A 23,118-nucleotide genomic window follows, 5' to 3' on the forward strand; every position below is an offset into this window, starting at 1 on the left:
CATAGGGTGCGTCGACCGCTTGGGTGAACCAAGCGGGCGCAGGTGGTACGGAACCATGGAAGTCACGCAATGGCCAGGCCGGACCATATTCATCCTTCACTCAGTCGAACTCCTTACAATGCATATTTCCCTTCGGGCCTCCGTGCCTGAACCGCTTCCATAAAGCTGGAGCCATGGCGGGGAACGGAAACGATACCAATCACGCCCCGTGGTGAAATGCGGCAGGTCAGTTGGCGATATCGTACAACATCTTGACGCGACGATGGACGATCAGCCAGCGGCCGTCGATCCGTCCGTACCGATCGATATAGGTGCCTTCCTGAATGACCGATCCCTGCCGCATCACGAAGAAATAGGTCCAGCCTTTCGCCTCGTCATCGCCCTCGAATTCGATGCGCGAAGTGGTGAGGTGATGGCGCGACCCGGCAAGGTCGACCGGTGTCGCGCCCTTCGCCACGTCCGAAATGAAGCCTTTGATTGCGGCATGGCCGGTATAGGATGTCCTTCCAATGTCCAACACACCATCGGGCGCGAAGACGGTCAGCAAATCGTCGACCTTTCCCCGATCGCCTGAATTATTGTAGAGCGCCTGGATATGGTGGATCGCCGATCGGGCAATGGCTTCTTGCTCATAGGTCATGATGCGAGCCGCCAATCGCGGTTCGCGTCCAGATGCCAACCGCCGGCCGCAGTGATGCCGCCGTCAACGGGGATGGTGACGCCCGTTACCCACGAAGCGGCAGGCGAGGCGAGGAAGGCGACGACGCTGCCTGCTTCCGCGATGGATGCCATGCGACCCAGTGGCACATGCCGGTTGCGCAGATCGATCCCGGCCGGATCCTTGGGCATATGCGGGGATAGGCCGGGCGTATCGATCAGGTCGGGGGCGATGCAGTTGACGCGAATGCCGCGAGACGCGAGCTCCAGCGCCATTGTCTTGGTGAACTGTGCCATTGCCGCCTTGCATGCGGAATAGATGCTGAAACCTGGCGCGGCGCGCAGAGCTTCGGTGCTCGCGACATTCACGATCGCGCCCTGGTGACGCATCACCCGGGCGGCCTCTTGCGATGCGCCGAGCATGCTCATGAGATTGAGATCTATAACCCGCTGCCAATTCTCTTCGTTCTGATCGACGAAGGCGCGGGCGCGCACACCGCCCGCATTGTTGACGAGGATGTCGATGGTACCCAACCGATCGACCGCCGTCTGGATAAGAGCGCGCGCCTCTTCCAGTTTCATCATGTCGGCGGGTACAAATTCGGCGCGGCGGCCGAGTTTGCGTATCCGCGAACACACGCGCTCGCCGTTGGCCTGATCGATGTCGCCGATCACGATATCGGCGCCTAGTTCGGCGAGCGAGACGGCGCTGCCTTCGCCAATCCCGTTGGCGCCGGCTGTTACGACGGCGACCTTGCCTGCCAGGCTGTTGCCCATCTATTTCTCTCCTTCACCGATCGATGCCGCGCGCGGCGCGTGCTTTCCAACCGGCAGCAAGGGCCAAGATCGAAGGGAATGCAATGCGAACGCATAGCAGCCGGGCAGTCAGCGCCCCTGTGATGGATTGTCGGGCTGCTGCGGGGTCTTTCCTCCCGCTTGATCAGATAGATGATGGATAGGGCGGAGGCGGCATAAGCATATCCTGTCAGACCACATCAGCGATAACATGCCTTGACGAACAAACAGCAAATCGCATCATTCAGGCGGCTTGCGATGGCGGTGCCCGATCATCGGGAGACGAGCCGGAGAACCATGATCGAGAGGATGTCATGACATTCAGCCAGGCTCTTTCAGAGATCATCCATCGTGATCCTGGAATGCCGATCGTGGAATATAAGGGGCGCATATTCAGCAAGGGCGAATATGCCGCGTTGTCCGATCGGACCACCGCGCTGCTGGACGCAGCGGTCGTGGAGCAGCACATGTCGGTTGGCGTCATCGTTCGTAATCGCCCCCTTCATGCGGCGGCCATGCTGGGCCTGATCGCGAACGCGCGCTGGCTGACCTCGATCTACGTTATCCAGTCGCCCGAAGCGATTGCACAGGAGATGATGGAAAGCCGCTTTGCAGCGGTGATCGCAGATGTGCAGGATTGGACCGTGCCTGTATTGGAGGCGGCTCACGCGGCGGGCGCATTGGGTATTCAACTCGATCATGACGCGCTTGACGGATCGATTGAGGCGCAAATGGGACGTTGCTCGGGTCTCGCCCATCTGGGCGAAGGGCCGTTCCGCGCGGTCGGTGGTGAGCCGGGTCTGGAAATTCTCTCAAGCGGGACGACCGGCAAACCGAAGCGGATTGTTTTTCCCAACCGCATGTTGGTGCGCGCGGTCGAGAGCGTCTCGGCAGGTCGTGAAGGGCCGATCGAGCCCGATATTCTCGGCTGGCCCTATGGCGGCATCGGCGGGATGTGCAGTCTGGTCGCGAGTGCGATGCTGGACCGTTACACTTGCCTGCTCGAAAAATTCAACGTGGCCGAATGGGTCGACGCGGTTGAGCGATTGAAGCCCAAGCTGGTCAGCGGCGTGCCCGCCATGGCGCGGATGATCCTGGACGCCGGAGTACCGAGAGAGAAAATAGAGTCGATCCAATATTTCTACGGCGGTAGCGCGCCGATGACACCCGCGCTCCAGATCGAGTTTGAACAGACCTACGGTATCGACATCATCTGGGCCTATGGCGCGACCGAATTCTGCGGCACGATCATCAGCTGGTCGCCGTCCCTGCGAAAGGATTATCGCGAGAGCAAGCTCGGATCGATGGGCAAGGCGCTACCTGGCATCAGTCTGCGGGTGACCGACGTGGATACGCATGCCGAGTTGCCGATCGGGGAAGACGGCTTTTTGGAGGCGCTGGTCCCTGTCATCGGCGATCAGTGGATACGTACGACCGACATCGTCACGATCGACGATGACGGCTTCGTGTTCCACAAGGGGCGCGGCGACGGCGCAATCCTGCGCGGCGGCTACAAGGTGTTGCCCGAAAAGGTGGTCGAGGCGCTGCGGTCGCATCAAGCCGTACTGGATGCGGCGGTCATCGGCCTGCCCGACGATCGGCTGGGTTCGATCCCGGTGGCTGCTGTGGAACTGAAATCCGGCGTCGATGTGCCGACTGTCGAGGATTTGCGCGATCATAGCCGTATCGCCCTGACCGCGCCGCAGGTGCCCGCGAGGATCCTGATCCTGCCGTCCCTGCCGCGTACGACATCGATGAAGATCGACCTGAAGGCGGTGGCCCGGGCCTTCATGGAAAACGCCTGAATCCGGCCGCCCGCCTGGAGCCGGGCTGCCATGCCCGGCACCAGCGGATGTGGAATCGTCAACCCGGTTCGTTCATCGGCAGCGCGGCGAGCACATCGTTCGACGAAACGATGCGCGCCACCATGCGGAGCTGGTTTTCCACCAGAATCTTGTGCGTGTCCGGATCGGAACCCGCAATGCAGTCTTCGGGAATGACGACATGATAGCCCAACTCGCTCGAGACGATCGCATTGCCCGCCATGGCGACATTGGTGGATACGCCGGTCAGGACGATTGTCTCGATTTCCATTCGGCGCAGCAGGGCGTCGAGCTGCGTCGCGCACATCACGATGAGACCGGACGTGCGCACGATTTCGAAATCGCCTTCGACGGGGTGCAGCGCTTTGACATAGCCTGCTTCCTCGCTGCCCTCCGTCATGGTCCGCTTTTTCAGGGTGAGGGCGTTGATCAGGGAATTGGGCTTGATATCGCGCATGTCGGGGCGATGAATGACGGGGGCGTGGAAAACCGGCAGGCCTGCCGCGCGAAAAGCTTCGGCCAGCCGGACGATCTTCGGCACGATACGGCGTTCCACGACCTGATTGGCCACGCCCTGATAGCTGCTATGGGCCGGATCGACCACGCCGGTCTGCATTTCGTTAACGATCAGGGCGGTCTTGCCGATCAGCATCATCTTCTCCATCGCTGTTTCGAATTGCTATGCGGTTCGGCCCGATGGCTTTCAAGCGGGAGTCGCGTGCATAGCCCGATTCATCAGAACTGCGTTTCCATCGGCGCGAATCTCGCTGCTAGGCGCGGTATAATGAGGCAACACTGCGCCGAGAGCGCGCCGCCTTCGACCGGAATGGCGTCGCCGTTCACATAGTCGGAATAATTCGACGGCAGTGAGCTTTGTTCGTCGATCGGCGTTGCCGTCAGGATCAGTCGGTAGTTTATCGGTTTGCCCCGGAAGATGGTGAACGACAGGCTGATGCAAGGAGCAAGTGTAAAGGTTGAGCGCGACCTGTGTTGTCTGAGTGATTTGAAGCCCATTCCTGGTCGCCAAGCTCCGTCTGATGTGTCGAACCAGAGCAATTCCGGACATTCGGGCGTGCCGTGCGTAAAATGAAAATTCGCACTATCGGGTGCGTTCTCGACCACCATCTGGGGTGGATAGGCTCGTCGGGCTTGTTCGCTATGGGGGGATAGCAGGGGTAGAAATCTTCCTCCCTGGCCACTGCCTGGGGGACGCTCGTGAAGATGTCAGGCAACTTCAGCCTTCGCCGCGTGGCGTGCCGCGGGCGGGATCATGCCACATGAATATGATGCCATGGCGCTTGACGATGTGGCGGGTGCGCAATTTCGCCTTGGTTGGCGCGATCTGATAAAGGACATGGCTGTTCTCGGCATTACCAGCCATGATAGGGGCAGGCGATGCAGTCACCCTTCACCTTGCCGCCATAGGCGAGATGGGCGCCCAGATCTATCTCGAAGCAAAAGCCCCACACGCCTCGAACGCGGAGGCGTGCCAGTCTCCTTCAGCAGGCCACCGGTTCCACCGGCGCGAATTGGGCCTTGAGCGCGAGTACGGCGCGATAGGCCATGTGGACCGCGTCGCCGATCCGGCCGACATGTTTGCTGTCGCCCGCCAGCGCTACGGAAATGCCGGCGCGTTCCAGTTCGTCGAACAGCTTGTTGGAGGATTGACGGCCTTGCGCGAGCAGGAGTTGGTCGGCCGCCAGCAGGAAGGTTTCCGACCCGTCCGACCCGTTGGTTTCTATGACGATGCCTTCGTCGGTGACGGAGCGGACATGGCTATTGTCGATGATGGTGACGAGCGGATTGGCGTGGAGCCGCCGCAACAGGCCGCCGCGATAGACCCAGTCCGCCGAGCGGGCGAGCTTGTCCGCGGCCGAACGGCTGACCAGCGTCACACGCAGGCCCTTTTCGGCGCAGAATTCGGCGGTTTCGCAACCGGTTTCGCCGCCGCCATAGACGATCACATGGCCGCCCCGCGCGACGCTGACCTCGCGGTCCCCCATGAGTAGGTCATAGGCGTCCATCACCTTAGCATGATCGACGCCCTCGATCGGCAATTCGATGCGCCGGGTGCCGGTAGCGAGGATGACGATATCCGGCGACAGCGCGACGATGTCGAACAGTTCCGCCCGCTTGCCCATGTGAATGTTGACCTGACTGTCCTTGAGCTGGTTGTCGAGATAGCGCGAATACCAGAACAATTTGTCCTTGCCCGGCGGCGTGGCGGACGCGACGATGCCGCCGCCGATGAAATCGCGTTCCTCGAACAAATGCGTCTCGAATCCGGCCTGGCCAAGCAAGAGCGCGGCGGACGCGCCGCCGGGACCGCCGCCGATCACCACCGCGCGACGACCCTGGCCGATATCGGAGGAGAGAGGCGTATCGAGTTCGTTGCCGGTACGCGGATTTTCTGCGCAGCCGACCTGATGGCGGCCCTCATGGGGGCTGATGCACCAATTGCATGAGGTGCAGGGGCGGATGAGGTCGGGGCGCCCGGCCTTCGCCTTGTTCGCCCAGAAGGGGTCCGTCAGCATTGGCCGGCCCAGCGCAACCAGGTCGGCCTGACCGCTTTCGATCGCCGCTTCGGCGGTTTCGGGCCAGCGTATCTGTCCAACCGTGATGACGGGTACACCCGCCGCCTTGCGGATGCGAGCGGCATAGGGGATGCGCCAGCCCTCGGGCGTCGACATCGGTTCTACCACCTTCTCGAACGCATCGCCCACGCCCCATCCGGAGGAGACGTGCAGCGCGTCGGCGCCAGCCTCCACCAGGCGCGGCGCGACCTTTTCCATATCCTCAATGGTGAGACCGCCCTTGGTGAATTCATCGGCGGACAGGCGATAGACGAGGGGCAGGTCTCCCAGTCCCTCCCGCACCGCGCGGATCGCCGCAAGCGGGAAGGCGAGGCGCCGTTCGAAATCGCCACCCCATTCGTCGTCCCGCCTGTTGGCGAGCGGCGAGAGGAACTGGGTCAGCAGATAGCCGTGGGCGCCGTGGAGTTCCACGCCGTCATAGCCCGCTTCGGCCGCCAGCGCGGCGGTCGCGCCGAAGGCCTGCGCCATGCGTGCGACCTCCTCCGAACTCAGGCCGCGGCAGGTCATGCGCGCGGGATCCTTCTTTGAGAAGATGTCACTGGGGCCGACCGGCATGCCGTCGGGCAGCACCGCGCGATTGGCATATTGGCCGCTATGCTGAAGCTGCATGAACACCTTCGCGCCCGCCTCATGCACTGTCCGCACCAGACGCCGGTGGCCGTCCAGGTTGCGGCGCGACTCCAGGGTAAGCTGATATTCGTTCGCGCGGCCGGTCTCGGGGCTGATGCAGGTGAATTCGACGATGATGAGACCGATCCCCCCCAGCGCGCGTTCGCGATAGAAGGCGATCATGTCCGGCGTGACCTCGCCATCCCGGCCGCCCAGTTCGGTCGACATCGGGGCCATCACCGCGCGGTTGGGCAGGGTCACGCCGCGCAGCGTGAGTGGCGAAAACAGATGGGGATAGGGCGTCGTCATAATATCTTCTTCCGGTTCAGCAACCCGTGCGCGTTTCGATGACCGCGTCCAGCGCGACCACGCCGCCGGTTCCGGGGCGGACCACCAGCGGGTTGACCTCTATCGTGTCGATCGTGGCGGCTCGCTGCGCGGCGAGTATCGAAATGCCCGAGATCGCGCGCGCCAGCGCCTCGATATCGTGGCGTGGCCCGCCGCGATAGCCGGTGAGGAGCGGGGCGGTGCGGACCTTGCCGATCATCTCCAGCGCCCGTTCCTCGCTGACCGGGGCCAGCGCGCAGACAGTATCCTTGAGCAGTTCGACCAGCGTGCCGCCAAGCCCGAAGGTCACGACCGGGCCGAAGGCTTCATCCTGGCTGATGCCCAATATGCATTCGACCCCGCCCCCGACCATTTCCGACACCAGGTAGCCGTCGATACGGGCATCGGGCAGATGTGTCGGGATGGTGGCCGCCATGCGCGCCACCGCCGCCTCCACATCCGCCGCGCTGATCAGGCCGAGCGCGACGCCGCCCACTTCTGTCTTGTGCAATATGTCGGGCGACACGACCTTGACCGCGACCGGGAAGCCGATGTCCGACGCCATGCGCGCGGCCTCCGCCGCGTCGCGCGCCAGCCCCTCGCGCGGGGAGGGGATGCCGGTCAGCGCCAGCAGCGCCTTGGCGGTCGCTTCGTTGAGCTTGCCGTCCTCCGGCAGAGGCAGCCGCTCGGCCGGAGGCAGGGCGACCGGCGCCGGCATGTCGGTCGCGAAGGTTTCGCGGAACTGCCATAGTGCCGAAAGGGCAGCGACCGCGCGGGACGGGTCTTCGAACGCCAGCATGCCCTTTGCGTCATATTCGCGCATCATCTCCGGTGGGCAGGTGACGGAGACGAAGACGAGCTGGTCGGGGGCGCGGGCATGGGCGTTGGCGATCGCCTGCTGTAGCGGGCGAGCCATGGAAGGCGCGGCGCCGGTGATGCCGAGGAAGATCAGCGTCGCGTCGAAGGCGTCGGCTGCGAATACCGCGTCCAGCGTCTTTTCCATGATGTCATGGTTGGTGGTGACGAGGCCGGTCATGTCGATCGGGTTACGGGGCGAGCAATGCGGCACCAGTGCACGTAGCTGGTCCTGCGTCTCGTCGGGCACGGTTCCCATCGACAGGCCTGCGTCGCTGACGAAATCGGCGATTTGCACGCCGACCCCGCCCGAGATGCTGATCACGCCTACACGCGGCCCCTTAGGCAGTCTGCGGCGCGACAGGGCGTAGGCGACGTCGAGCAGTTCGTCGGTCGTGCGGGCGCGATAGACGCCATATTCGTCGAACAGCGCATCATAGACCTTGTCCTGCCCCGTGAGCGAAGCGGTATGTGAGGCGGCCGCCGCGCTGCCCTCTACCGTTCGGCCTACCTTCATGACGATCACGGGCTTGTGGTTATCCCGCGCGCGCCGCAGCGCCGCGAGCAGGCTGTCCTTGGAGCGCAGACCTTCCACATAGGCGATCAGGACGTCATTATCCTCCTGCCCCGCCATCCAGTAAAGCGCCTCGCCGACGTCGATATCCGCTTCGTTGCCGGTCGTTACCCATTGCGAGACGCCCAGGCCGCGCAGGAACAGATGGCGCAGCAGATAGCCGCCATATCCACCGGACTGGCTGGCGATCGCGATGCGGCCGGCCTCCGGCACGCCGTCCTCCAGCGCAGAGGCGAAGGTGCCGTAGAATTTCGTGCGAGCATTGAGCGCGCCCATGCAATTGGGGCCGAGCAGGCGAAGTCCGCCCGCGCGCGCCGTTTCGACAAGCTTTGCTTGCCGCGCATGGCCTTCGCCGCCGACTTCCGCGAAGCCCGCGCCATAGCAGATCGCGGCTTTCACCCCGTGCGCGATACAATCCTCGACCGTCTTCTGCGTGATATCGGCGCCCACTGCCAGCAGGGCAAGGTCCACCGCTCCGGGCACGTCAAGGATGGACGGGAAGGCCGGCAACCCCTGAATCTCCGATCGTGCGGGATTGACCGGATAGATCGGCCCTTCGAAACCGGCTTCCAGCAGATATTGGATCGGCCGCCCGCCGAAACGGCGCTGATCGGACGAGGCGCCGATGACCGCGACGGAATGCGGCGCGAAAAGGGCATCGAGGCTGCACTCCTCTTCCGTCAGGTGCGAAACGATCGGGGCAGTCATGGATATGGCAAGTCCTGCTCTTGGGAAGATGTGGAACAGGGGCAGCACTGACCTCAAGCGCATCCCAAGTCCAACCGTCCGGACATAAGCAGCACATACATGTTAAGCCCCTGCCTGGCGATATACGGCTCTCCTGCCCTCCGGTAGATGCGCTGCATCGGGAATGCGAATGGGCGCGTTCCATGAGCCGTGGCGGTATGGTGTCGGGGTGAATAGAACAAGAATGAGCCAACCGGCTGCAGAAGCCGTCCTGCGCGAGGATTTTGACGGCGCGGTGGTGCTGACACTTCATGCGCCCGCCTTCCGCAACGCCTTTTCGGTCGAGATGCGCGAAACCCTGCTGGGGGAAATTCGCCGCGCGTCGGAGGAGGCCGTCTGCCGTTTCATCGTGCTGACGGGCGCTGGCGGGCATTTCTGCGCGGGCGGGCGATTGCAGCCACAGTCCGAACCTGATCTGGAGAGGACGCGACGCAATGTCGGCGTGCTGCATGATATCACACGCTTGCTCTATTGCGGCCCCAAGCCGACGATCGCGGCGGTCGAGGGTTTCGCGTTCGGCGCGGGCTTCTCGCTCGCGATGGCGTGCGATTATGTCGTGGCGGGGGAAGACATGCGTTTCTGCGCATCCTTCGGCAAAGTGGGTCTGATGGCCGATGCCGGTCTCGCCTGGACCCTGGCGCAACGGGGCGGCGCCGCGTTCGCGCGCGACATGTTGCTGACCGGGCGGGAAGTGCGGGGCGAGGAAGCGTTGGCGACCGGCCTCATCGACCGGCTGGTGACGGCGGGCACTGCGCGGGAGGCCGCGCTGGAGGCAGGGCAGCGCTATGCAGGGATAGCGCCCCTTTCGATCGCGGCGACGAAGCGGGTACTCGATAGCCATGGTTCGCTGGAAGCCGTATTGGCAGCGGAGGAGATTGAGCAGCCTCAACTCACCCTGTCGCAGGATTATGCGGAGGGGCGTGCCGCCTTTCGCGAAAAGAGGGCGCCGGTCTTCCGCGGACTTTAGGAGGACGGGCGCGAGAGACCGGGCTATGATTGTTGGCAATGCGGCGTTTCGGCTTCGCTGGCGTGCGGCTACGAGCCGTCAGCCACATGCCCGAAGCGGAACCGCTCTGGGGAGTGACGACGAGTGGACTTGTCCATCGATGAGAAGGGGAAGGCGCTTCGCGAGGAAATCCGCGATTTCCTCGCGAAGCGCTTGCCGCCGGAATATGTGCGCAAGACGTTGGCGGGCGAGAAGTTGACCAAGGAAGAGCATATCCACTGGCATTCCCTGCTGCGGCCCAAGGGTTGGAACGTGCCGCTTTGGCCCCAGGAGCATGGCGGCCCGGGCTGGGGACCGATGGAACGCTTTATCTGGGAGGAAGAATCCGGCCTCGCCGGTGCGCCGCGTCTCAACCATGTGTCGCAGGATCTGCTGGGGCCGGTGCTGATAGAATTCGGCACGCCCGAGCAGAAAGCCGAACTGTTGCCCCGCATCCTGTCCAGCGAGGATTGGTGGTGTCAGGGCTTTTCCGAACCGCAGGCGGGGTCGGATCTCGCCAATCTCCAGATGCGGGCGGTGCGCGACGGCGACGACTATATCGTGACTGGCACGAAGCTGTGGACAAGCTATGCCCATGTCGCGAACAAGATCTTCTGTCTGGTCCGCACATCGGCGGATGGTCCCAAGCAGGCGGGTATATCGTTCCTGCTGGTTGACATGGAACAGCCGGGCGTCACCATCAGCCCGATCTACACGTTGGGCGGCATGTTGTCGGTCAATGAGGTGCAGATCGATGAAGTGCGCGTGCCCGCGACCAATCTTGTCGGCCGCGAAGGCGGGGCGTGGGACATCACCAAGTTCCTGCTTGGCAACGAGCGGCTGATGGGCGCGTGGATCGGCGTCAACATGGCCTTCGCCCGCCAAGTGCGCGAACGGCTGGAGCAGTTGGGTCCGAACGGGCGCAAGCGCAGCGAGGATGCGGCGCTGGCGCAGCGCGTGGCGGAGGCGGAGACCGATCTGCTGGCGCTGCGCTACACCACCTATCGCGTCCTTGCCGACGAGCTGTCGGGCAAGGCGCCGGGGCCGGAAGTTTCCGTCATCAAGGTGCGCGGCGGCGAGATCATGCAGACGCTGACCGAACTGCTGATGGAGATGGCGGAAGCCGAAGGCATGGTTCATCCGCTCAGTGTGCCGCATGATGGCCTGTCGGTGGTGCCCTTCGAACATGAGCATATGGCGCAGCAGTTTTTCGATCGGCGCAAGCTGACCATCTATGGCGGCAGCTCGGAAATCCAGCGCAACATCATCGCGCGGCGCCTGCTGAACGTCTGACAGGAACAGGGTTATGGACTTCAACTATAACGACAATCAGCGGATGCTGTTCGACATGGTCGACCGTTTTCTGACCGACAAGTATGATCTGGTGAAGCGTGAGGCGCTGCTCAAGGATTCGTCGGCGGAAGCCGAGCTTTGGCGGGAAATGGCGGAACTGGGCCTGTTGGGGGCGGCTTTCACTGAAGATGTAGGCGGCTTCGCCACGTCGTCTGCCGACGCAATGGTGATCATGGAACGTTTTGGCCGCCATCTTGTCACCCAGCCCTATCTCTACACCGCGATCATCGGTGGCCGGCTGCTGACCGAGGGGCTGGAAGGCAACGTCCGGGATGAGGCGATCGGCCAGGTCATCGCGGGCGAACGGCAGCTTGCGCTTGCCGCCGGGAGCACGCACATGCTCCACAGTGCGCAGGATACCAGCTTCACGGCGAGCCGGCAGGGGGCTGGCTGGACTGTATCCGGCCGGATGTCGGTGGTGCTGAACGGTGATCGCGCCGACCAGTTCGTTGTTGCCGCACGCACGGCGGGCAGCCTTGGCGACATCAATGGCGTTACCCTGTTTCTGATTGATGCCAGTGCGGCGGGTGTGTCGCGTCGCGCCTTTCGCACGATCGACTCCTTCGGCGCGGCCGAACTGGTGTTGGCGAATGTGGCGGCGGGCGGCGAAAGCGTGCTCGGCTCGGTCGACAGTGGCATTCCGCTGGTGGAAACGGCGCTGGATCATGGCATCGTCGCCGTCTGCAACGAGGCGATCGGGACGATGGAATATCTGATCCCCACGACCGCCGAATATACCCGCACCCGCATTCAATATGGCGCACCGCTGGCCAAGTTCCAGGTACTCCAACACCGCATGGCTGACATGTACATCCAGACCCAGACGGCAAAGTCTATGGCGCTGGTCGCGGCCATGTCGCTTGACGGCGACCGGCGGGAGCGCCAGCGCATGGTATCCGCCGCTAAAGTGCAGGTCGGCCGGTCGGGCAAGTTTGTCGGCTATCAGGCCGTGCAATTGCACGGCGGCATGGGCGTATCGGAAGAACTGGACATCGGTCATCATTATATCCGCCTGCATGTCATCAATCAGCTTTTTGGCGACACCGCCTTTCACGCCCGGCGCTTCGGCACGCTCGCCGCGCCGCTCGCGGCCTGATCCCACGGAGACTTTCCATGGCTTTCGACTATTCGCGTTTCGACCTCATCAAGGTAGAGCTGGACGGCGCCGCGTTGCGCCTAACGCTCAACAATCCAGAAAAGCGCAACATCATCACCGACCCGGTGAACGAGCAGATATCCGATGCCTTTCAGGCCGCGACCTTCGACGATCGGGTACGTGTGGTGGTGCTTTCCGGGGAGGGTAAGGTGTTCTGTGGCGGCGGCGACTTCGCCCAAATGAAACGGAAGGTCGACGATCCGGGCCTGTTCTTCAAGGGACTGTGGGGTTCGCGCCGCCTGGTTCACACGGTGCTGGATTGCCCCAAGCCAACCGTCGCGAAGCTGCATGGCGCGGCCATGGGGCTGGGCGCGACGCTGCCGCTGCTGTGCGATCTCGTCATTGCTACCGATGACACGAAGATTGCCGATCCGCACGTCAATATCGGGCTGGTCGCGGGTGACGGCGGATCGCTGATCTGGCCGCAGCAGATGGGCTATGCCAAGGCGCGCAAATTCCTTCTGCTGGGCGAGCCGATCCTGGGTAAGGAAGCCGCAGAGCTCGGTCTGATCGCCGAATCCGCGTCGAGCTTCGAGGCGATGCAGGAGACTGCCGAGCGCTGGGTCGCCAAGCTCGCCAATTCGGCCAGCAACGCCATTTACGGGACCAAAACCGCGATCAACCAACCGCTGCGCCAGTTGGCCCAGTCGATGATGGACGCGGGAATGGCCTATGAAGGCCTGTCCAACATCAGCAGGGACCATGCAGAGGCGATCGACGCCATCATGGACAAGCGCTCGCCGACCTTCACCGGCGAGTGAGTGCGGCGCGGTGACGGAATGGTTTACCGGCGGCGATGGGCAGCGGCTCGCCGCCGACCTGTTCGGGCCGGACGAGGGCATACCCGTGCTGCTGATCGGCGGCATGGGGCAAACCCGGCACAGCTGGCGCCGCGCCGCGCAACGCATCGCCGGCAGGGGGCGCCGAGCGATCACTCTCGATTTTCGCGGCCACGGCGAAAGCGACAGGGCGCCTGACGGTGACTATTCCTATCCCCGGCAAGTAGCGGATGTGGCCGAGGTGGTGCGTGCCGTCGGGCGGCCGATGGTGCTGGCGGGCAATTCGCTGGGCGGCAAGATCTGTCTGGCCGCGGCTGCGCAGAAGGGAATGGATCTTGCTGCGGCACTGGTGATGGTGGACGCCGTGCCGCGGTCCCGACCGCAGGGCATTTCGACGGTCGCCGGATCGATGCAGATGCAGATCGGTGGATTTGCCTCTCCGGATGATGCGGCGGAGAAGATCGCGGCGGCACGGGGCGAAGCTGTGGCGCCCGGCGCGGGCGACCGGCTGCGCCGCAACATGCGGCAGGATGATGCGGGTCGCTGGCACTGGCACTGGGACGGGAACTATCGCGATCCGCGCCACAGGATCGGCATGGGTGCCGGGTCCGACTATCTCGAAGCGATGGCGCCCCAAATAAAAGTGCCCACGCTGCTGGCCTGGTGTGAATTGAGCGAGGTGGTCGATGCAGAAGGGGTGGCTGCGCTCCGCACGCTCATCCCTCAATTGCAGGTCGAGGTCATTGCCGGCGCCCGCCATATGATCGTTGGCGACCAGAATGACGTCTTCGCGGATTCGTTGCTGCGCTTTCTCGATCGAACCGGTCTATAGCGCCGAGGTTGAGTGCGTATGTGATGTGTTGAACCGGCCGACTTGTCAGTTCCGGCCTCACCTGAAAGCAGGGCGAACCACCATATAAATGGGATAATGCCGTGCTTGACAGTTTCTTTACCCCCAGCAGCATCGCCGTTGTCGGCGCCGCCAACGATCCGACGAAGCTGCGCGGCAAACTGCTCAAGATCGCGCTGGGCAGCGCGCACAAGGGCCCGGTTCATCCCGTTCATCCGAAGGCCGGAATCATCCAGGGGCAAGAGGCCTATGCCAGCCTGACCGACATTCCCGGCGGCGCCGAACTGGTGCTGATCGCGACGCCGGGGCCGACCGTGCCGGGCGTGATCCGCGAAGCCGTTGCGGCGGGCGCCAAGGCGGCGGTGATCCTGTCTTCCGGCGTCGACATGACTGAGCTGGCCGATGCGATCGGTGATAGCGGGCTGCGCTATATGGGGCCGAATTGTGAGGGCTATGTCTCGCTCGACGGAGCCGCCGCCACCTTCGCCGCCGTGGCGGACGCGGCGTTGAGCGCGGGGAGGGCGGCGCCGCGTCCCGGCCGCAAGGTGTCTATCGTGTCGCAGAGCGGGGGGCTGGGCTTCGCGCTATTCGGCCGAGGTCTTGCTGAGAATCTCGATTTTCATGCCGTGGTCACGACAGGCAATGAAGGCGATCTGGAAAGCCTGGATTTCGTCGATCATCTGCTCGACGAGGGGAAGAGCGGCGTCATCCTCATGTTCATCGAAGGGCTGAAGTTGCCCGGCCGTTTCGCCGAAGTCGCCAGCAAAGCGGCGGACAAGGGCGTGCCTATCGTCATCATGAAGGTCGGCCGATCGGAGGCGGGACAGCGAGCGGCCGTCTCCCATACGGCGCACCTGACTGGCGCAGACACGGCCTATGACGCGATCTTCGAGCGCTATGGCATCATCCGCGTGTTCGATCAGGAACAGATGCTCTCGGTCGCGGCGGCGCTTGCCCGTTTCCCGCATGTGCCGGTCAACAGTGTCGGCGTCATTTCGACATCGGGCGGAGCCGGGGCCTGGGCGGCGGATCTTTGCGGCACCTCCGGTCTAGACGTGCCGGTACTGAGCGATGGGCTGCAAAAGGATCTGTCTGAATGGATTCCGGAATTCGGTTCCACCGCGAACCCGGTCGACGTCACCGCCAATGCTGTGGAATTGGGCGGCGTGCCGCTGGTGCGTGTGCTGGAACGGGTGCAGGATAGCGATGAACTGGACGCCTTCATTGTCAATATCGGCCTGCATACGCCTGGCCGCATCGCGAACCTGGGCGAGATATTAGAGCCGGTATTCCGCAAAGCGAGGAAGCCGATCCTCTTTACCTCCCACATCCAACCGATCGCGGAGAATATGGCAGCGCTGGCGGAACTGGGCGGGCAGGGTTTTCACAGTTATACCGGTTGCGCGGCGGCGCTGAAAGGTATCGGGCGCTATGCGGCGTTCCAGGCAGACTGGAAGAAGCGCCCAGCCGTGGCACCTGCGGATTCACCCAAGCTTGAGAAGCTGAAGTCCGGCGTATTGGATGAGGCGGATACGAGCGCGCTCGTCAAGGCCTATGCCATCCCGGTGCCGCCGACCGCGCTTGCCATCGACCGGAACAGCGCCGCGCGCGATGCGGCCGTGATGGGCTTTCCTGTGGTACTCAAGATCCAGTCCCCTGACATCTCCCACAAGACCGAGGCGGGCGGCGTGAAGCTGGGCGTTCGGGCGGGAGATGTGGAAGGCGCGTTCGACGAGATCATCGCCAATGCCAAGGCCTATGATCCCGCCGCGCGGATCGAGGGCGTGCTGATCCAGAAAATGATGCCCAAGGGGCATGAACTGGTGATCGGCGTCATCCACGACGCCGATTTCGGGCCGCTGGTCATGCTGGGATCGGGCGGCATCTATCTTGAGGTGCTGAAGGACGTGGTGTTCGCGCCGCCGCCCATCTCGCCCGAAGAAGCGAAACGGTTGATCTTGAGCCTCAAGACCGCGCCGATCCTGAAGGGCGTTCGTGGGCAGAAGCCCGCCGATATCGACGCGCTCGCCGCGCTGGTGTCGCGCGTGGCCGAGCTTGCCCGAACCGAGACCGGCATCGAGCAGATCGATTTCAATCCCGTTTTTGTCTATCCGGAGGGGGAGGGCGTCGTCGCCGTTGATGTGCTGGCGGTTGCCATCGGTCCCGACGGTAAGACAGGCGGCGGACATCATTGAGGGCCATTGGATGACGCACGTCGTGCATGCCGAGGCGGAATATGCGGCCTTCCTGGCCGAGGGTCGCTTCATGATCCAGCGCTCGGTCTCGACCGGCGCGCCTGTCTTCTTCCCGCGCATCGCCCAGCCGGGCACCGGCCTTGCCGACTTGATATGGGTAGAAGCGTCTGGGGAGGGAAGCGTCTATTCCTCCACCATCATCCGCAACAAGCCGCCTGCCATGGACTATGTCATCGCGCTCATCGATCTGGCGGAGGGCGTGCGGATGATGAGCCGGTTGGTGGACTGCGATCCCGCCGCCGTCGCGATCGGCATGAGGGTGAGAGCGCATGTGGGCGAGTTGGACGGCGTGCCCGCCGTCCTGTTCGTCCCCTGCGGGGAAAAGGCAGCATGAGCGGTTTCCCCAGAGGACGGACCGCGATCGTCGGTGCGGCGGTGGCAGGGATCGATTCCAGGCCAGGTTATTCCGCGATGGAGTTGCTCGCGAAGGCGGCGCTAGCGGCCATCGCCGATGCGGGTCTGGCCGTCGCTGATATTGACGGGGTTTTTTCGACACTGCCGGAGGACCCGTTCAGTGCGATGAGCGTGCCCGAATATCTCGGCATTCGTCCCAGGATGGTGGAAACCACCCGGACGGGCGGGTCAGCCTTTCAGATTCAGACGATGTGGGCTGCCCTGGCGCTTGACGCCGGACTCTGCGACGCCGTGCTGATATGCTATGGCAGTAATCAGCGATCGGGCGCGGGCGGGCTGGTGCGCAGCGGCGGCACGCCCTTTCCCTATGAGGCGGTATACAAGCCGCGCAATCCCACCACCGCCTATGCCCTCGCGGCGCAGCGGCACATGCACCAATATGGCACTACTCGCGAGCAACTGGCCGAAGTCGCCGTGGCGGCCCGGCGTTGGGCGCAGCGCAATCCCGAAGCCTTCTCTCGCGATCAGTTGACGATCGAGGACGTGCTAAGCGCGCGGATGGTGTCGGACCCGCTGACTGTACGCGATTGCTGTCTCATTACCGACGGGGCGGCCGCCGTGGTGATGACCCGTGCCGACCGTGCGCGTGACTTGAAGCAGAAGCCCATCTATCTGCTGGGCGCGGCAGATGCGACATGGCATCGCAATATTTCCGCGCTTGACGACCTGACCGTCACCGCCGCGTCAGAGGCCGCGCCGCGGGCCTTCGCGCAGGCAGGCGTCACGCCCGCCGACATCGACGTGGTCGAACTGTACGACGCGTTCACGATCAACACGATCCTGTTCCTGGAGGATATGGGCTTCTGCCCCAAGGGCGAAGGCGGCCGCTTTGTCGCCGATGGAGCGATCGCGCCGGGGGGCCTTCTGCCCGTTAACACCAACGGCGGCGGCCTGTCCTGCGTGCATCCAGGCATGTACGGCTTGTTCACCATGGTAGAGGCGGCCACGCAGTTGCGTGGTGACGCTGGCGAGCGTCAGGTGAAGGACGCGAAGCTTGCCTTGTCGCACGGCAATGGCGGCGTGCTGTCCAGTCAGGCGGTGACGATCTGGGGAACGGAAGAAACTCTTTAAAAGGAGACTGGGGAATGCATATCGATAGCTGGACCGGGCGCTGGCAGCTTTTGGAAGACCAGAGCTATCACAAGAATCCGCAGCATGCCTTTCACGCACTGGAGACCCGGGTAAGGGCCAATGGCCTGTCGCTCTGGATGGAATGCGATATCCGCTTCTACGACGGTATGGAAGCGACTTGGCAATATGATGGCGCGATGGATGGCGTGATGCGGCCGATCACCTTTGTCCATAATGGCGCGCTGCTAACCAATATCGCCTTCTATCTACTTGGCGACAATTTCGGCGGCGATACGAACCGTCGCCCGGACGGCAAGACTATAGGTTGTGAAACCTGGCGATTGGACGGCGATATCTTGAGCGTCTGGGGTCTGCACCATGTTGAGGAACTGGGCGAATTTCCCTATCGCGAAATCTGGCGCCGTATTCCCTGAATTTGCCGTCACCATCCGGTTGACTTGGGCGGCGACCTCAGCGCATCACCATCCGTTGGGGGAATGAAGGCGGATGAAGCGGACGAACAAGCAGGGACAGGCTCTGGGACGCAAGGGCGAGGAGAGCCGGCGCAAGTTGATGGACGCTGTCCTATCCCTGCTCGCGACAGAGCCCGTCCACAAGCTGAGTGCGAGCAGGATCGCCCGGGCAGCGTCCATGGCCTCTCAAAGCTTCTATCTCTATTTCAAGGATATAGATGAAATCCTTTGTGTGCTGGCTGAGGAGGCCGCCGCCGATGTGGACGAGTTGGTGGCGCTTTTGCGGAGCGCTTCCCAGAGCACGGCGCCCGAAACGTTGAGCCGGAACCTGATCGATGCCCATGCCGCCTATTGGGACCGCCATCGCTCTATATTGAGCGCCCGTAATTACATCGCTGACAGCGGCAACAGGACGTTCCTGCGATTGCGTCAGGAAGCGACGATGCCGGTGGTCTATGCAATGGCCGACCGGATACAGGCAGCGCAGCCCGACAGGCTGACGCGGGCTGCCTCGGTTTCCCGCGCCGTGGTGATCTATCTCGCGATGGAGCGCCTGGCGGCGCGTTCCAATGCCACCCAATATAAGGCTGAAGATGCCGACAAGGACGATCTGCGTCAGGGCGAGATCGATATATTGTCGCTGCTGTTCACGCCGGCGGCAGGCCCAGCCTGACGCGCATCCGGATGATCGGGTCGCCTGCGTCGCGCTGCCCCCGGAAGTGCCCTTCATCCGGCTGGTCCAGTGTGAAATCGGTCGCGACACTCAGAACATGATCCAGCACGAAGGTTCGTGCCCCGATACGCCAGCGGCCGTCGCTCCGTCGTTCGAAGCGGTCGCCATAGCGGACGCGGTAAATCCGGTCGACGGTGCGGTTTTCCGGTCCGGATGACGGATGGCGTTCCAACGCGAGGCACCAACTTTCCATGAAAGCGCTGTCATGGTCGAAGAAGTCGATGAAGAAATTGCTCATCATGTGCGATGTGCTGGGCACACCCGAATGGCGCGCCGCGACGGCGACGAACGTTGCCACTGCAACGGGCGCGCCGCTCTTGTCGATCGTCGCGTCGGCATGGAAGACATTGGCCATCAACGCATCCGGCTGGATGCGATCGATCGCGGCGCAATAGCGATGCAGCACCTCCTGGATTTGCAGGCGGTCCGACAGCCGCTCCGCTGACCAGGAGGCATCCATCAGGCCGCCGTCGGCAATCCGGCGTCGGACACCGCTGGCCAGAAGGCCTCCCGCGAGAGCCCGGCAAAGCCCTGCGCCAGCGTTCGGCGCCAATAGGGCACGCTACCGAAATCGTCGCGCCATGCCATCAACCGCCGGGTCCGCGCGTTCAGCGCATATTCCAGGCTGAAGCCGATGGCTCCATGCACCTGATGTGCGATCGTGATCGTCGCATCAGCCGCGTCTGCCAGCCGCGAGCGCGCGGCGGCGATCAGGGTGGCATTCAGTCCTTCTGCTGCCGCATCAGTGATTCCGGCGGAGGCCAGGACATGGTCGGCCAATTCAGCCAGCATTTGCTGGATCGCCTGGAACTTGCCGATCTCGCGACCGAACTGTTTGCGCTCGCTTGTATATTCGACGCTGCGGCGAAAGGACCAGTCGATCGCGCCCAGCATTTGCGCAGCGCGCAGGATCGCGGCGGTCCGCAGCAGTGCGTCATAATCGTGCAGGCGTTTGGACATGACCGCGATCGAAGCCGCCGTCAACGTGTCGCGCGGTTCTCCCGCCGCGTCCGTTCCTGGCGCGACGGTCCAGTCTGATGCGCTGGTGACGATCAGGCGGGCGCCGTCGTCCGTCCGGGCGACGATCAGGACATGGCCGACCGCTTCGGGCCAGACGACGTCGTAGAGTATCGCATCGGTCCATGCCGTCTCGCCCTCGCCCGGCAGGGCAAGCCCATCAACAAAGGCAAGGCTGAGCAGGCCGTCGGCAGGATCAAGTCCGGCCTGAGCCAGCAGCGCCTGGCCCAGCATCGTTTCTAGCAGCGGTCCGGGCGCCGCGGCTGCCCCTGCCGCGCGCAGGATGACGGCGGCGTCGGCCACGCTTGCACCGATGCCGCCCTGTTCTTCGGAAACCAGCATCAGCGTGATGCCGTTTTCGATCAGTGCGTCGTAAAGCCCTGCCGGCAGGCGACGTTCTTCCGCTGCGTCGATATCCGTCTTGTCCAGCGTATCCGTCAGGATGCGCTCCACGGTATCCTTGAAAAAGCTTCGATTCTCGCTCATCTGAGGCCAATTCCCCTGGCAATGATGCCGCGCAGGATTTCGTTGGTGCCGCCACGGATCGTGAAGGCCGGCGCATATTGCTGGGCGTGGATCAGCAGCGCTTTCAGCCGCTCTGCCCGGCCGCTCGATACCAGATCATCGGCGCTGACGATGTTGCGCACGACGCGCACCGCCTCCTGCTCGAATTTGGTACCCAGATCCTTGACGATCGAGGCTTCCATATTTGGCGATTTACCCTGCTGGATCATGCTCGCGACCGACATGCTGAGTTGTCGCAGCGAAAGAAGGTGCGAGATCAGCCTGCCCAAGTCTTCGAGCGTGCCGGGGCGGACATCAGGACCAAGCACGTCGACCAGTTCGCTGATCAGGCGGAAACTCGACAACCAGCGCTCCGGGCCGGAACGTTCATAGGCCAGTTCTGCCGAGACCTGATTCCAGCCATTGCCCTCGCGGCCGATCAGCGCCTCTTCGGGGACGAATACATCCTCGAACAGCACTTCGTTGAAATCATGTTCCAGCGCCATGGAGACGATCGGGCTGATGGTGAGGCCCGGCGTCGTCATGTCGACGATGAACTGGCTGAACCCTTCGTGGCGCGATCCTTCGACCGTGGAGGTGCGCGCCAGCACGATCATATACTGGGCGTGATGTGCGTTGGTCGTCCAGATCTTGCGCCCGTTGATGCGCCATCCGCCCACTACCTTCTCTGCCCTGGTCCTGAGTGAGGCGAGGTCCGATCCCGATTCCGGCTCGCTCATGCCGATGCTGAAGGTCAGGTCGCCCGACGCAATGAGGGGAAGATAGAATTGGCGCTGTTTGTCTGTGCCAAACTTCAGTAACACTGGGCCGGACTGCCGGTCCGCGATCCAATGTGCGCCGACCGGTACGGCGGCCGCCAGCAATTCCTCGTTCATGACGTAGCGTTCGAGCGCCGATCGCTCCTGCCCGCCATATTGCCTCGGCCATGTCAATCCGATCCAGCCCTTCTGCGCGATCCGCTTCGTCATCGCCTTGTCGAAGCCCAAGCCGATGCGCCGGGGTGGAGGCAGGCGGCCGAAGGCGCGTTCCTCCGCGATGAAAGTGCGGACATCCTGCCTCAGCGTTTCCGCTTCGGGAGTCAGTTTGGGTAGCGCCAAATGAAGGTTGGCTGCCGTCATGTCCGCCTCCAATCATGGATGGCGGCGAAGGAAGAAATCATCATCAATCCTGGATAATGTCGTGATATGCCGTGCTAGGGCCTTGCATCGGTACGACGCAACGGCTGCGGCCCACTCATCACGGTTCTGTTGCCATACCCGGTTCCGTCGGTATCGGAGCCCCATCTTCGCCCTGCAATATTGGCCAGACGAACTTGTGCCGTCCTGGGCGTGGAGACCAGGCCGGTCGCGATCGCGATGACGCGGCGTGAACGCATATGTGTTCCGGATGCCGGCCGGAGGGTAAGGCAACGACGTGCCGGTTGGAAAGCGATCGCCAACACAGGTATAGGAAGATCATATTATCAAAGTATATCAATGGCCTGAATAATAGTGCCAGATTTTTCTGGACATCATGATTGTGATGATCCATTTTCTGACGAAGTGTCAGAAAATGGAGTCGGGAGAAGGATCATGGGACGACGCAAGGCAGATGCTCTACGTGATCGTATCAGCGCGAAATTTCCCATCGAATCAAAACTGGTGAAATCCGCTGGCCGTGTTTTGGAAATCCTGGAATATTTTGACGACCTCCAGCGCCAATCTACGGTAATGGAAATTGCCGACGCTCTTGGCTATCCGCAGTCAAGTACGTCCGCGCTGCTGCGTAGCCTGGTAACAATGGGCTATCTCAATTACGACGCATATAGCCGGACCTACATCACCTCCAGTCGTGTGGCTCTTCTGGGTAGTTGGGTCAATGCGCCCTTCTTTGCAGAAGGCACTATCATTTCCATGATGAAAGAATTGAACGAACAGACTCACGACACGGTCGTCCTGGGCATGCGTAACGGCCAGCATGTGCAGTATATCCACGTTATTCAGGCAACAAGCCCGGCGCGGCTGCACATGACTCTGGGCACGGCCCGGCCGCTGGCTGGTTCCGGGTCCGGCTATGCCGTGCTGGCGACGATGACCGATGCGGAAATCACACGCATCGTCATGCGGGTCAACGCCGAGGCGGCTGACGGCGAGCCGCTGATCAAAGTGCGCGAAGTGCTGGAGAAGGTTGCGGTGATCCGGCAGAAAGGCTACGCCTTTACCTGCGACATGGTGACGCGCGGAGGTGGCATGATCGCAGCGGCGCTGCCGCGCGTGGTTGGCCAGCCGCAGATGATCATCGGGATCGGCGGTATCAGCGAAGTCATGCGCCAGCGAGAAGACTTCCTTGCCCAGGCCCTGCGTAATCAGATCGAGCGTCATTTCGGCCCGCAAATGCGTCAGGTGGCGTCCCAGATGGAATTGGTGACTGATCCGCTGCCGCTGGCTATCATGCGCGCTCGCATGCGCGCCGCTTAGGTACGATCGGGGCCATGGTGCGCGATGGTGTGCGTGCGGCATGAATGTGATGATTTACCATTCAGGATCG

Annotated in this window: 22 protein-coding genes; 12 read left to right on the plus strand and 10 right to left on the minus strand. The window is 62.8% G+C overall.

Translation table 11 applies throughout. From position 1 onward, the window contains the following. Positions 1–226: 226 nt before the first annotated feature. Complete coding sequence (locus VMR39_RS20575) at positions 227–640, minus strand: nuclear transport factor 2 family protein (protein ID WP_325418557.1); 414 nt, start codon at positions 638–640, stop codon at positions 227–229. Next, positions 637–1,434: an SDR family NAD(P)-dependent oxidoreductase gene (locus tag VMR39_RS20580; RefSeq protein WP_325418559.1), complete on the minus strand. Its 798-nt coding sequence runs from the start codon at positions 1,432–1,434 to the stop codon at positions 637–639. Before VMR39_RS20580 ends, VMR39_RS20575 begins: the two co-directional genes overlap by 4 nt. Before the next feature lie 332 nt (positions 1,435–1,766). Here VMR39_RS20580 and VMR39_RS20585 point away from each other — a divergent pair, with 332 nt between their 5' ends. Then, positions 1,767–3,257 (plus strand): fatty acid--CoA ligase family protein, encoded by a 1,491-nt coding sequence (locus tag VMR39_RS20585; protein ID WP_325418561.1) that lies wholly within the window; start codon positions 1,767–1,769, stop codon positions 3,255–3,257. A 58-nt stretch (positions 3,258–3,315) separates the two neighbouring features. Here the strand turns inward: VMR39_RS20585 and VMR39_RS20590 are convergent, their stop codons facing one another. The 5 genes from VMR39_RS20590 to VMR39_RS20610 all read right to left on the minus strand — a co-directional run bounded on the left by VMR39_RS20590 (position 3,316) and on the right by VMR39_RS20610 (position 8,942). After that, complete coding sequence (locus tag VMR39_RS20590) at positions 3,316–3,939, minus strand: isochorismatase family cysteine hydrolase (RefSeq protein ID WP_325418563.1); 624 nt, start codon at positions 3,937–3,939, stop codon at positions 3,316–3,318. A 71-nt stretch (positions 3,940–4,010) separates the two neighbouring features. After that, on the minus strand, positions 4,011–4,400 hold the full coding sequence (locus VMR39_RS20595; protein ID WP_325418566.1) for a hypothetical protein: 390 nt from the start codon (positions 4,398–4,400) through the stop codon (positions 4,011–4,013). A gap of 109 nt (positions 4,401–4,509) precedes the next feature. After that, the gene (locus VMR39_RS20600) at positions 4,510–4,656 is read right to left on the minus strand and encodes a hypothetical protein (RefSeq protein WP_325418568.1); all 147 of its coding nucleotides are present in this window, start codon (positions 4,654–4,656) and stop codon (positions 4,510–4,512) included. Positions 4,657–4,774: 118 nt separating this feature from the next. Beyond that, positions 4,775–6,787, minus strand: coding sequence for an FAD-dependent oxidoreductase (locus tag VMR39_RS20605; protein WP_325418570.1), 2,013 nt, complete (start codon positions 6,785–6,787; stop codon positions 4,775–4,777). Positions 6,788–6,803: 16 nt separating this feature from the next. Continuing rightward, positions 6,804–8,942: an acetate--CoA ligase family protein gene (locus VMR39_RS20610; protein WP_325418573.1), complete on the minus strand. Its 2,139-nt coding sequence runs from the start codon at positions 8,940–8,942 to the stop codon at positions 6,804–6,806. Positions 8,943–9,165: 223 nt separating this feature from the next. On the opposite strand from VMR39_RS20610, the gene VMR39_RS20615 reads away from it, so the two are divergent. The 10 genes from VMR39_RS20615 to VMR39_RS20660 all read left to right on the plus strand — a co-directional run bounded on the left by VMR39_RS20615 (position 9,166) and on the right by VMR39_RS20660 (position 18,990). Continuing rightward, positions 9,166–9,948, plus strand: a complete 783-nt coding sequence (locus VMR39_RS20615) for an enoyl-CoA hydratase/isomerase family protein (RefSeq protein ID WP_325418575.1) — start codon at positions 9,166–9,168, stop codon at positions 9,946–9,948. A 123-nt stretch (positions 9,949–10,071) separates the two neighbouring features. After that, positions 10,072–11,259 carry an acyl-CoA dehydrogenase family protein gene (locus VMR39_RS20620; RefSeq protein WP_325418577.1) on the plus strand — a complete coding sequence of 396 codons (1,188 nt, stop codon included), beginning with the start codon at positions 10,072–10,074 and terminating at the stop codon, positions 11,257–11,259. Between the two features lie 13 nt (positions 11,260–11,272). Further along, on the plus strand, positions 11,273–12,415 hold the full coding sequence (locus tag VMR39_RS20625; protein WP_325418579.1) for an acyl-CoA dehydrogenase: 1,143 nt from the start codon (positions 11,273–11,275) through the stop codon (positions 12,413–12,415). A gap of 17 nt (positions 12,416–12,432) precedes the next feature. Next, positions 12,433–13,236 carry an enoyl-CoA hydratase/isomerase family protein gene (locus VMR39_RS20630; RefSeq protein WP_325418581.1) on the plus strand — a complete coding sequence of 268 codons (804 nt, stop codon included), beginning with the start codon at positions 12,433–12,435 and terminating at the stop codon, positions 13,234–13,236. 10 nt (positions 13,237–13,246) lie between these two features. Then, entirely contained in the window at positions 13,247–14,086 is an 840-nt protein-coding gene (locus VMR39_RS20635; protein WP_325418583.1) for an alpha/beta hydrolase, read from the plus strand. Between the two features lie 101 nt (positions 14,087–14,187). Further along, the gene (locus VMR39_RS20640) at positions 14,188–16,299 is read left to right on the plus strand and encodes an acetate--CoA ligase family protein (protein WP_325418585.1); all 2,112 of its coding nucleotides are present in this window, start codon (positions 14,188–14,190) and stop codon (positions 16,297–16,299) included. Positions 16,300–16,309: 10 nt separating this feature from the next. Continuing rightward, the gene (locus VMR39_RS20645; protein ID WP_325418587.1) at positions 16,310–16,693 is read left to right on the plus strand and encodes an OB-fold domain-containing protein; all 384 of its coding nucleotides are present in this window, start codon (positions 16,310–16,312) and stop codon (positions 16,691–16,693) included. Beyond that, complete coding sequence (locus tag VMR39_RS20650) at positions 16,690–17,844, plus strand: thiolase (protein ID WP_325418589.1); 1,155 nt, start codon at positions 16,690–16,692, stop codon at positions 17,842–17,844. The genes VMR39_RS20645 and VMR39_RS20650 overlap by 4 nt, the downstream gene beginning before the upstream one ends. A gap of 14 nt (positions 17,845–17,858) precedes the next feature. Further along, entirely contained in the window at positions 17,859–18,278 is a 420-nt protein-coding gene (locus tag VMR39_RS20655) for a hypothetical protein (protein ID WP_325418591.1), read from the plus strand. A 73-nt stretch (positions 18,279–18,351) separates the two neighbouring features. After that, positions 18,352–18,990 (plus strand): TetR/AcrR family transcriptional regulator, encoded by a 639-nt coding sequence (locus tag VMR39_RS20660; RefSeq protein ID WP_325418593.1) that lies wholly within the window; start codon positions 18,352–18,354, stop codon positions 18,988–18,990. Here VMR39_RS20660 and VMR39_RS20665 read toward each other — a convergent pair. The 3 genes from VMR39_RS20665 to VMR39_RS20675 are packed head-to-tail and all read right to left on the minus strand — an operon-like array spanning position 18,965 to position 21,710. Next, complete coding sequence (locus VMR39_RS20665) at positions 18,965–19,510, minus strand: nuclear transport factor 2 family protein (protein WP_325418595.1); 546 nt, start codon at positions 19,508–19,510, stop codon at positions 18,965–18,967. The genes VMR39_RS20660 and VMR39_RS20665 overlap by 26 nt on opposite strands. Further along, complete coding sequence (locus tag VMR39_RS20670) at positions 19,510–20,553, minus strand: acyl-CoA dehydrogenase family protein (RefSeq protein WP_325418597.1); 1,044 nt, start codon at positions 20,551–20,553, stop codon at positions 19,510–19,512. Before VMR39_RS20670 ends, VMR39_RS20665 begins: the two co-directional genes overlap by 1 nt. Then, positions 20,550–21,710, minus strand: coding sequence for an acyl-CoA dehydrogenase family protein (locus VMR39_RS20675; RefSeq protein ID WP_325418599.1), 1,161 nt, complete (start codon positions 21,708–21,710; stop codon positions 20,550–20,552). The genes VMR39_RS20670 and VMR39_RS20675 overlap by 4 nt, the downstream gene beginning before the upstream one ends. Positions 21,711–22,163: 453 nt before the next feature. On the opposite strand from VMR39_RS20675, the gene VMR39_RS20680 reads away from it, so the two are divergent. After that, positions 22,164–23,048: an IclR family transcriptional regulator gene (locus VMR39_RS20680; protein WP_325418601.1), complete on the plus strand. Its 885-nt coding sequence runs from the start codon at positions 22,164–22,166 to the stop codon at positions 23,046–23,048. Positions 23,049–23,118: the final 70 nt, after the last annotated feature.

It is taken from the genome of Sphingobium sp., from assembly GCF_035511395.1.
In the GTDB taxonomy this organism is placed as follows: domain Bacteria; phylum Pseudomonadota; class Alphaproteobacteria; order Sphingomonadales; family Sphingomonadaceae; genus Sphingobium.

Coding starts and splice junctions, on each gene's coding strand:
- VMR39_RS20605 (WP_325418570.1), bottom strand. CDS start 6,787: ATGACGACGCCCTATCCCCATCTGTTTTCGCCACTCACGCTGCGCGGC.
- VMR39_RS20600 (WP_325418568.1), bottom strand. CDS start 4,656: ATGGCTGGTAATGCCGAGAACAGCCATGTCCTTTATCAGATCGCGCCA.
- VMR39_RS20680 (WP_325418601.1), top strand. CDS start 22,164: ATGGGACGACGCAAGGCAGATGCTCTACGTGATCGTATCAGCGCGAAA.
- VMR39_RS20590 (WP_325418563.1), bottom strand. CDS start 3,939: ATGGAGAAGATGATGCTGATCGGCAAGACCGCCCTGATCGTTAACGAA.
- VMR39_RS20645 (WP_325418587.1), top strand. CDS start 16,310: ATGACGCACGTCGTGCATGCCGAGGCGGAATATGCGGCCTTCCTGGCC.
- VMR39_RS20675 (WP_325418599.1), bottom strand. CDS start 21,710: ATGACGGCAGCCAACCTTCATTTGGCGCTACCCAAACTGACTCCCGAA.
- VMR39_RS20630 (WP_325418581.1), top strand. CDS start 12,433: ATGGCTTTCGACTATTCGCGTTTCGACCTCATCAAGGTAGAGCTGGAC.
- VMR39_RS20595 (WP_325418566.1), bottom strand. CDS start 4,400: ATGGTGGTCGAGAACGCACCCGATAGTGCGAATTTTCATTTTACGCAC.
- VMR39_RS20610 (WP_325418573.1), bottom strand. CDS start 8,942: ATGACTGCCCCGATCGTTTCGCACCTGACGGAAGAGGAGTGCAGCCTC.
- VMR39_RS20655 (WP_325418591.1), top strand. CDS start 17,859: ATGCATATCGATAGCTGGACCGGGCGCTGGCAGCTTTTGGAAGACCAG.
- VMR39_RS20575 (WP_325418557.1), bottom strand. CDS start 640: ATGACCTATGAGCAAGAAGCCATTGCCCGATCGGCGATCCACCATATC.
- VMR39_RS20665 (WP_325418595.1), bottom strand. CDS start 19,510: ATGGATGCCTCCTGGTCAGCGGAGCGGCTGTCGGACCGCCTGCAAATC.
- VMR39_RS20660 (WP_325418593.1), top strand. CDS start 18,352: ATGAAGCGGACGAACAAGCAGGGACAGGCTCTGGGACGCAAGGGCGAG.
- VMR39_RS20615 (WP_325418575.1), top strand. CDS start 9,166: ATGAGCCAACCGGCTGCAGAAGCCGTCCTGCGCGAGGATTTTGACGGC.
- VMR39_RS20625 (WP_325418579.1), top strand. CDS start 11,273: ATGGACTTCAACTATAACGACAATCAGCGGATGCTGTTCGACATGGTC.
- VMR39_RS20650 (WP_325418589.1), top strand. CDS start 16,690: ATGAGCGGTTTCCCCAGAGGACGGACCGCGATCGTCGGTGCGGCGGTG.
- VMR39_RS20670 (WP_325418597.1), bottom strand. CDS start 20,553: ATGAGCGAGAATCGAAGCTTTTTCAAGGATACCGTGGAGCGCATCCTG.
- VMR39_RS20585 (WP_325418561.1), top strand. CDS start 1,767: ATGACATTCAGCCAGGCTCTTTCAGAGATCATCCATCGTGATCCTGGA.
- VMR39_RS20580 (WP_325418559.1), bottom strand. CDS start 1,434: ATGGGCAACAGCCTGGCAGGCAAGGTCGCCGTCGTAACAGCCGGCGCC.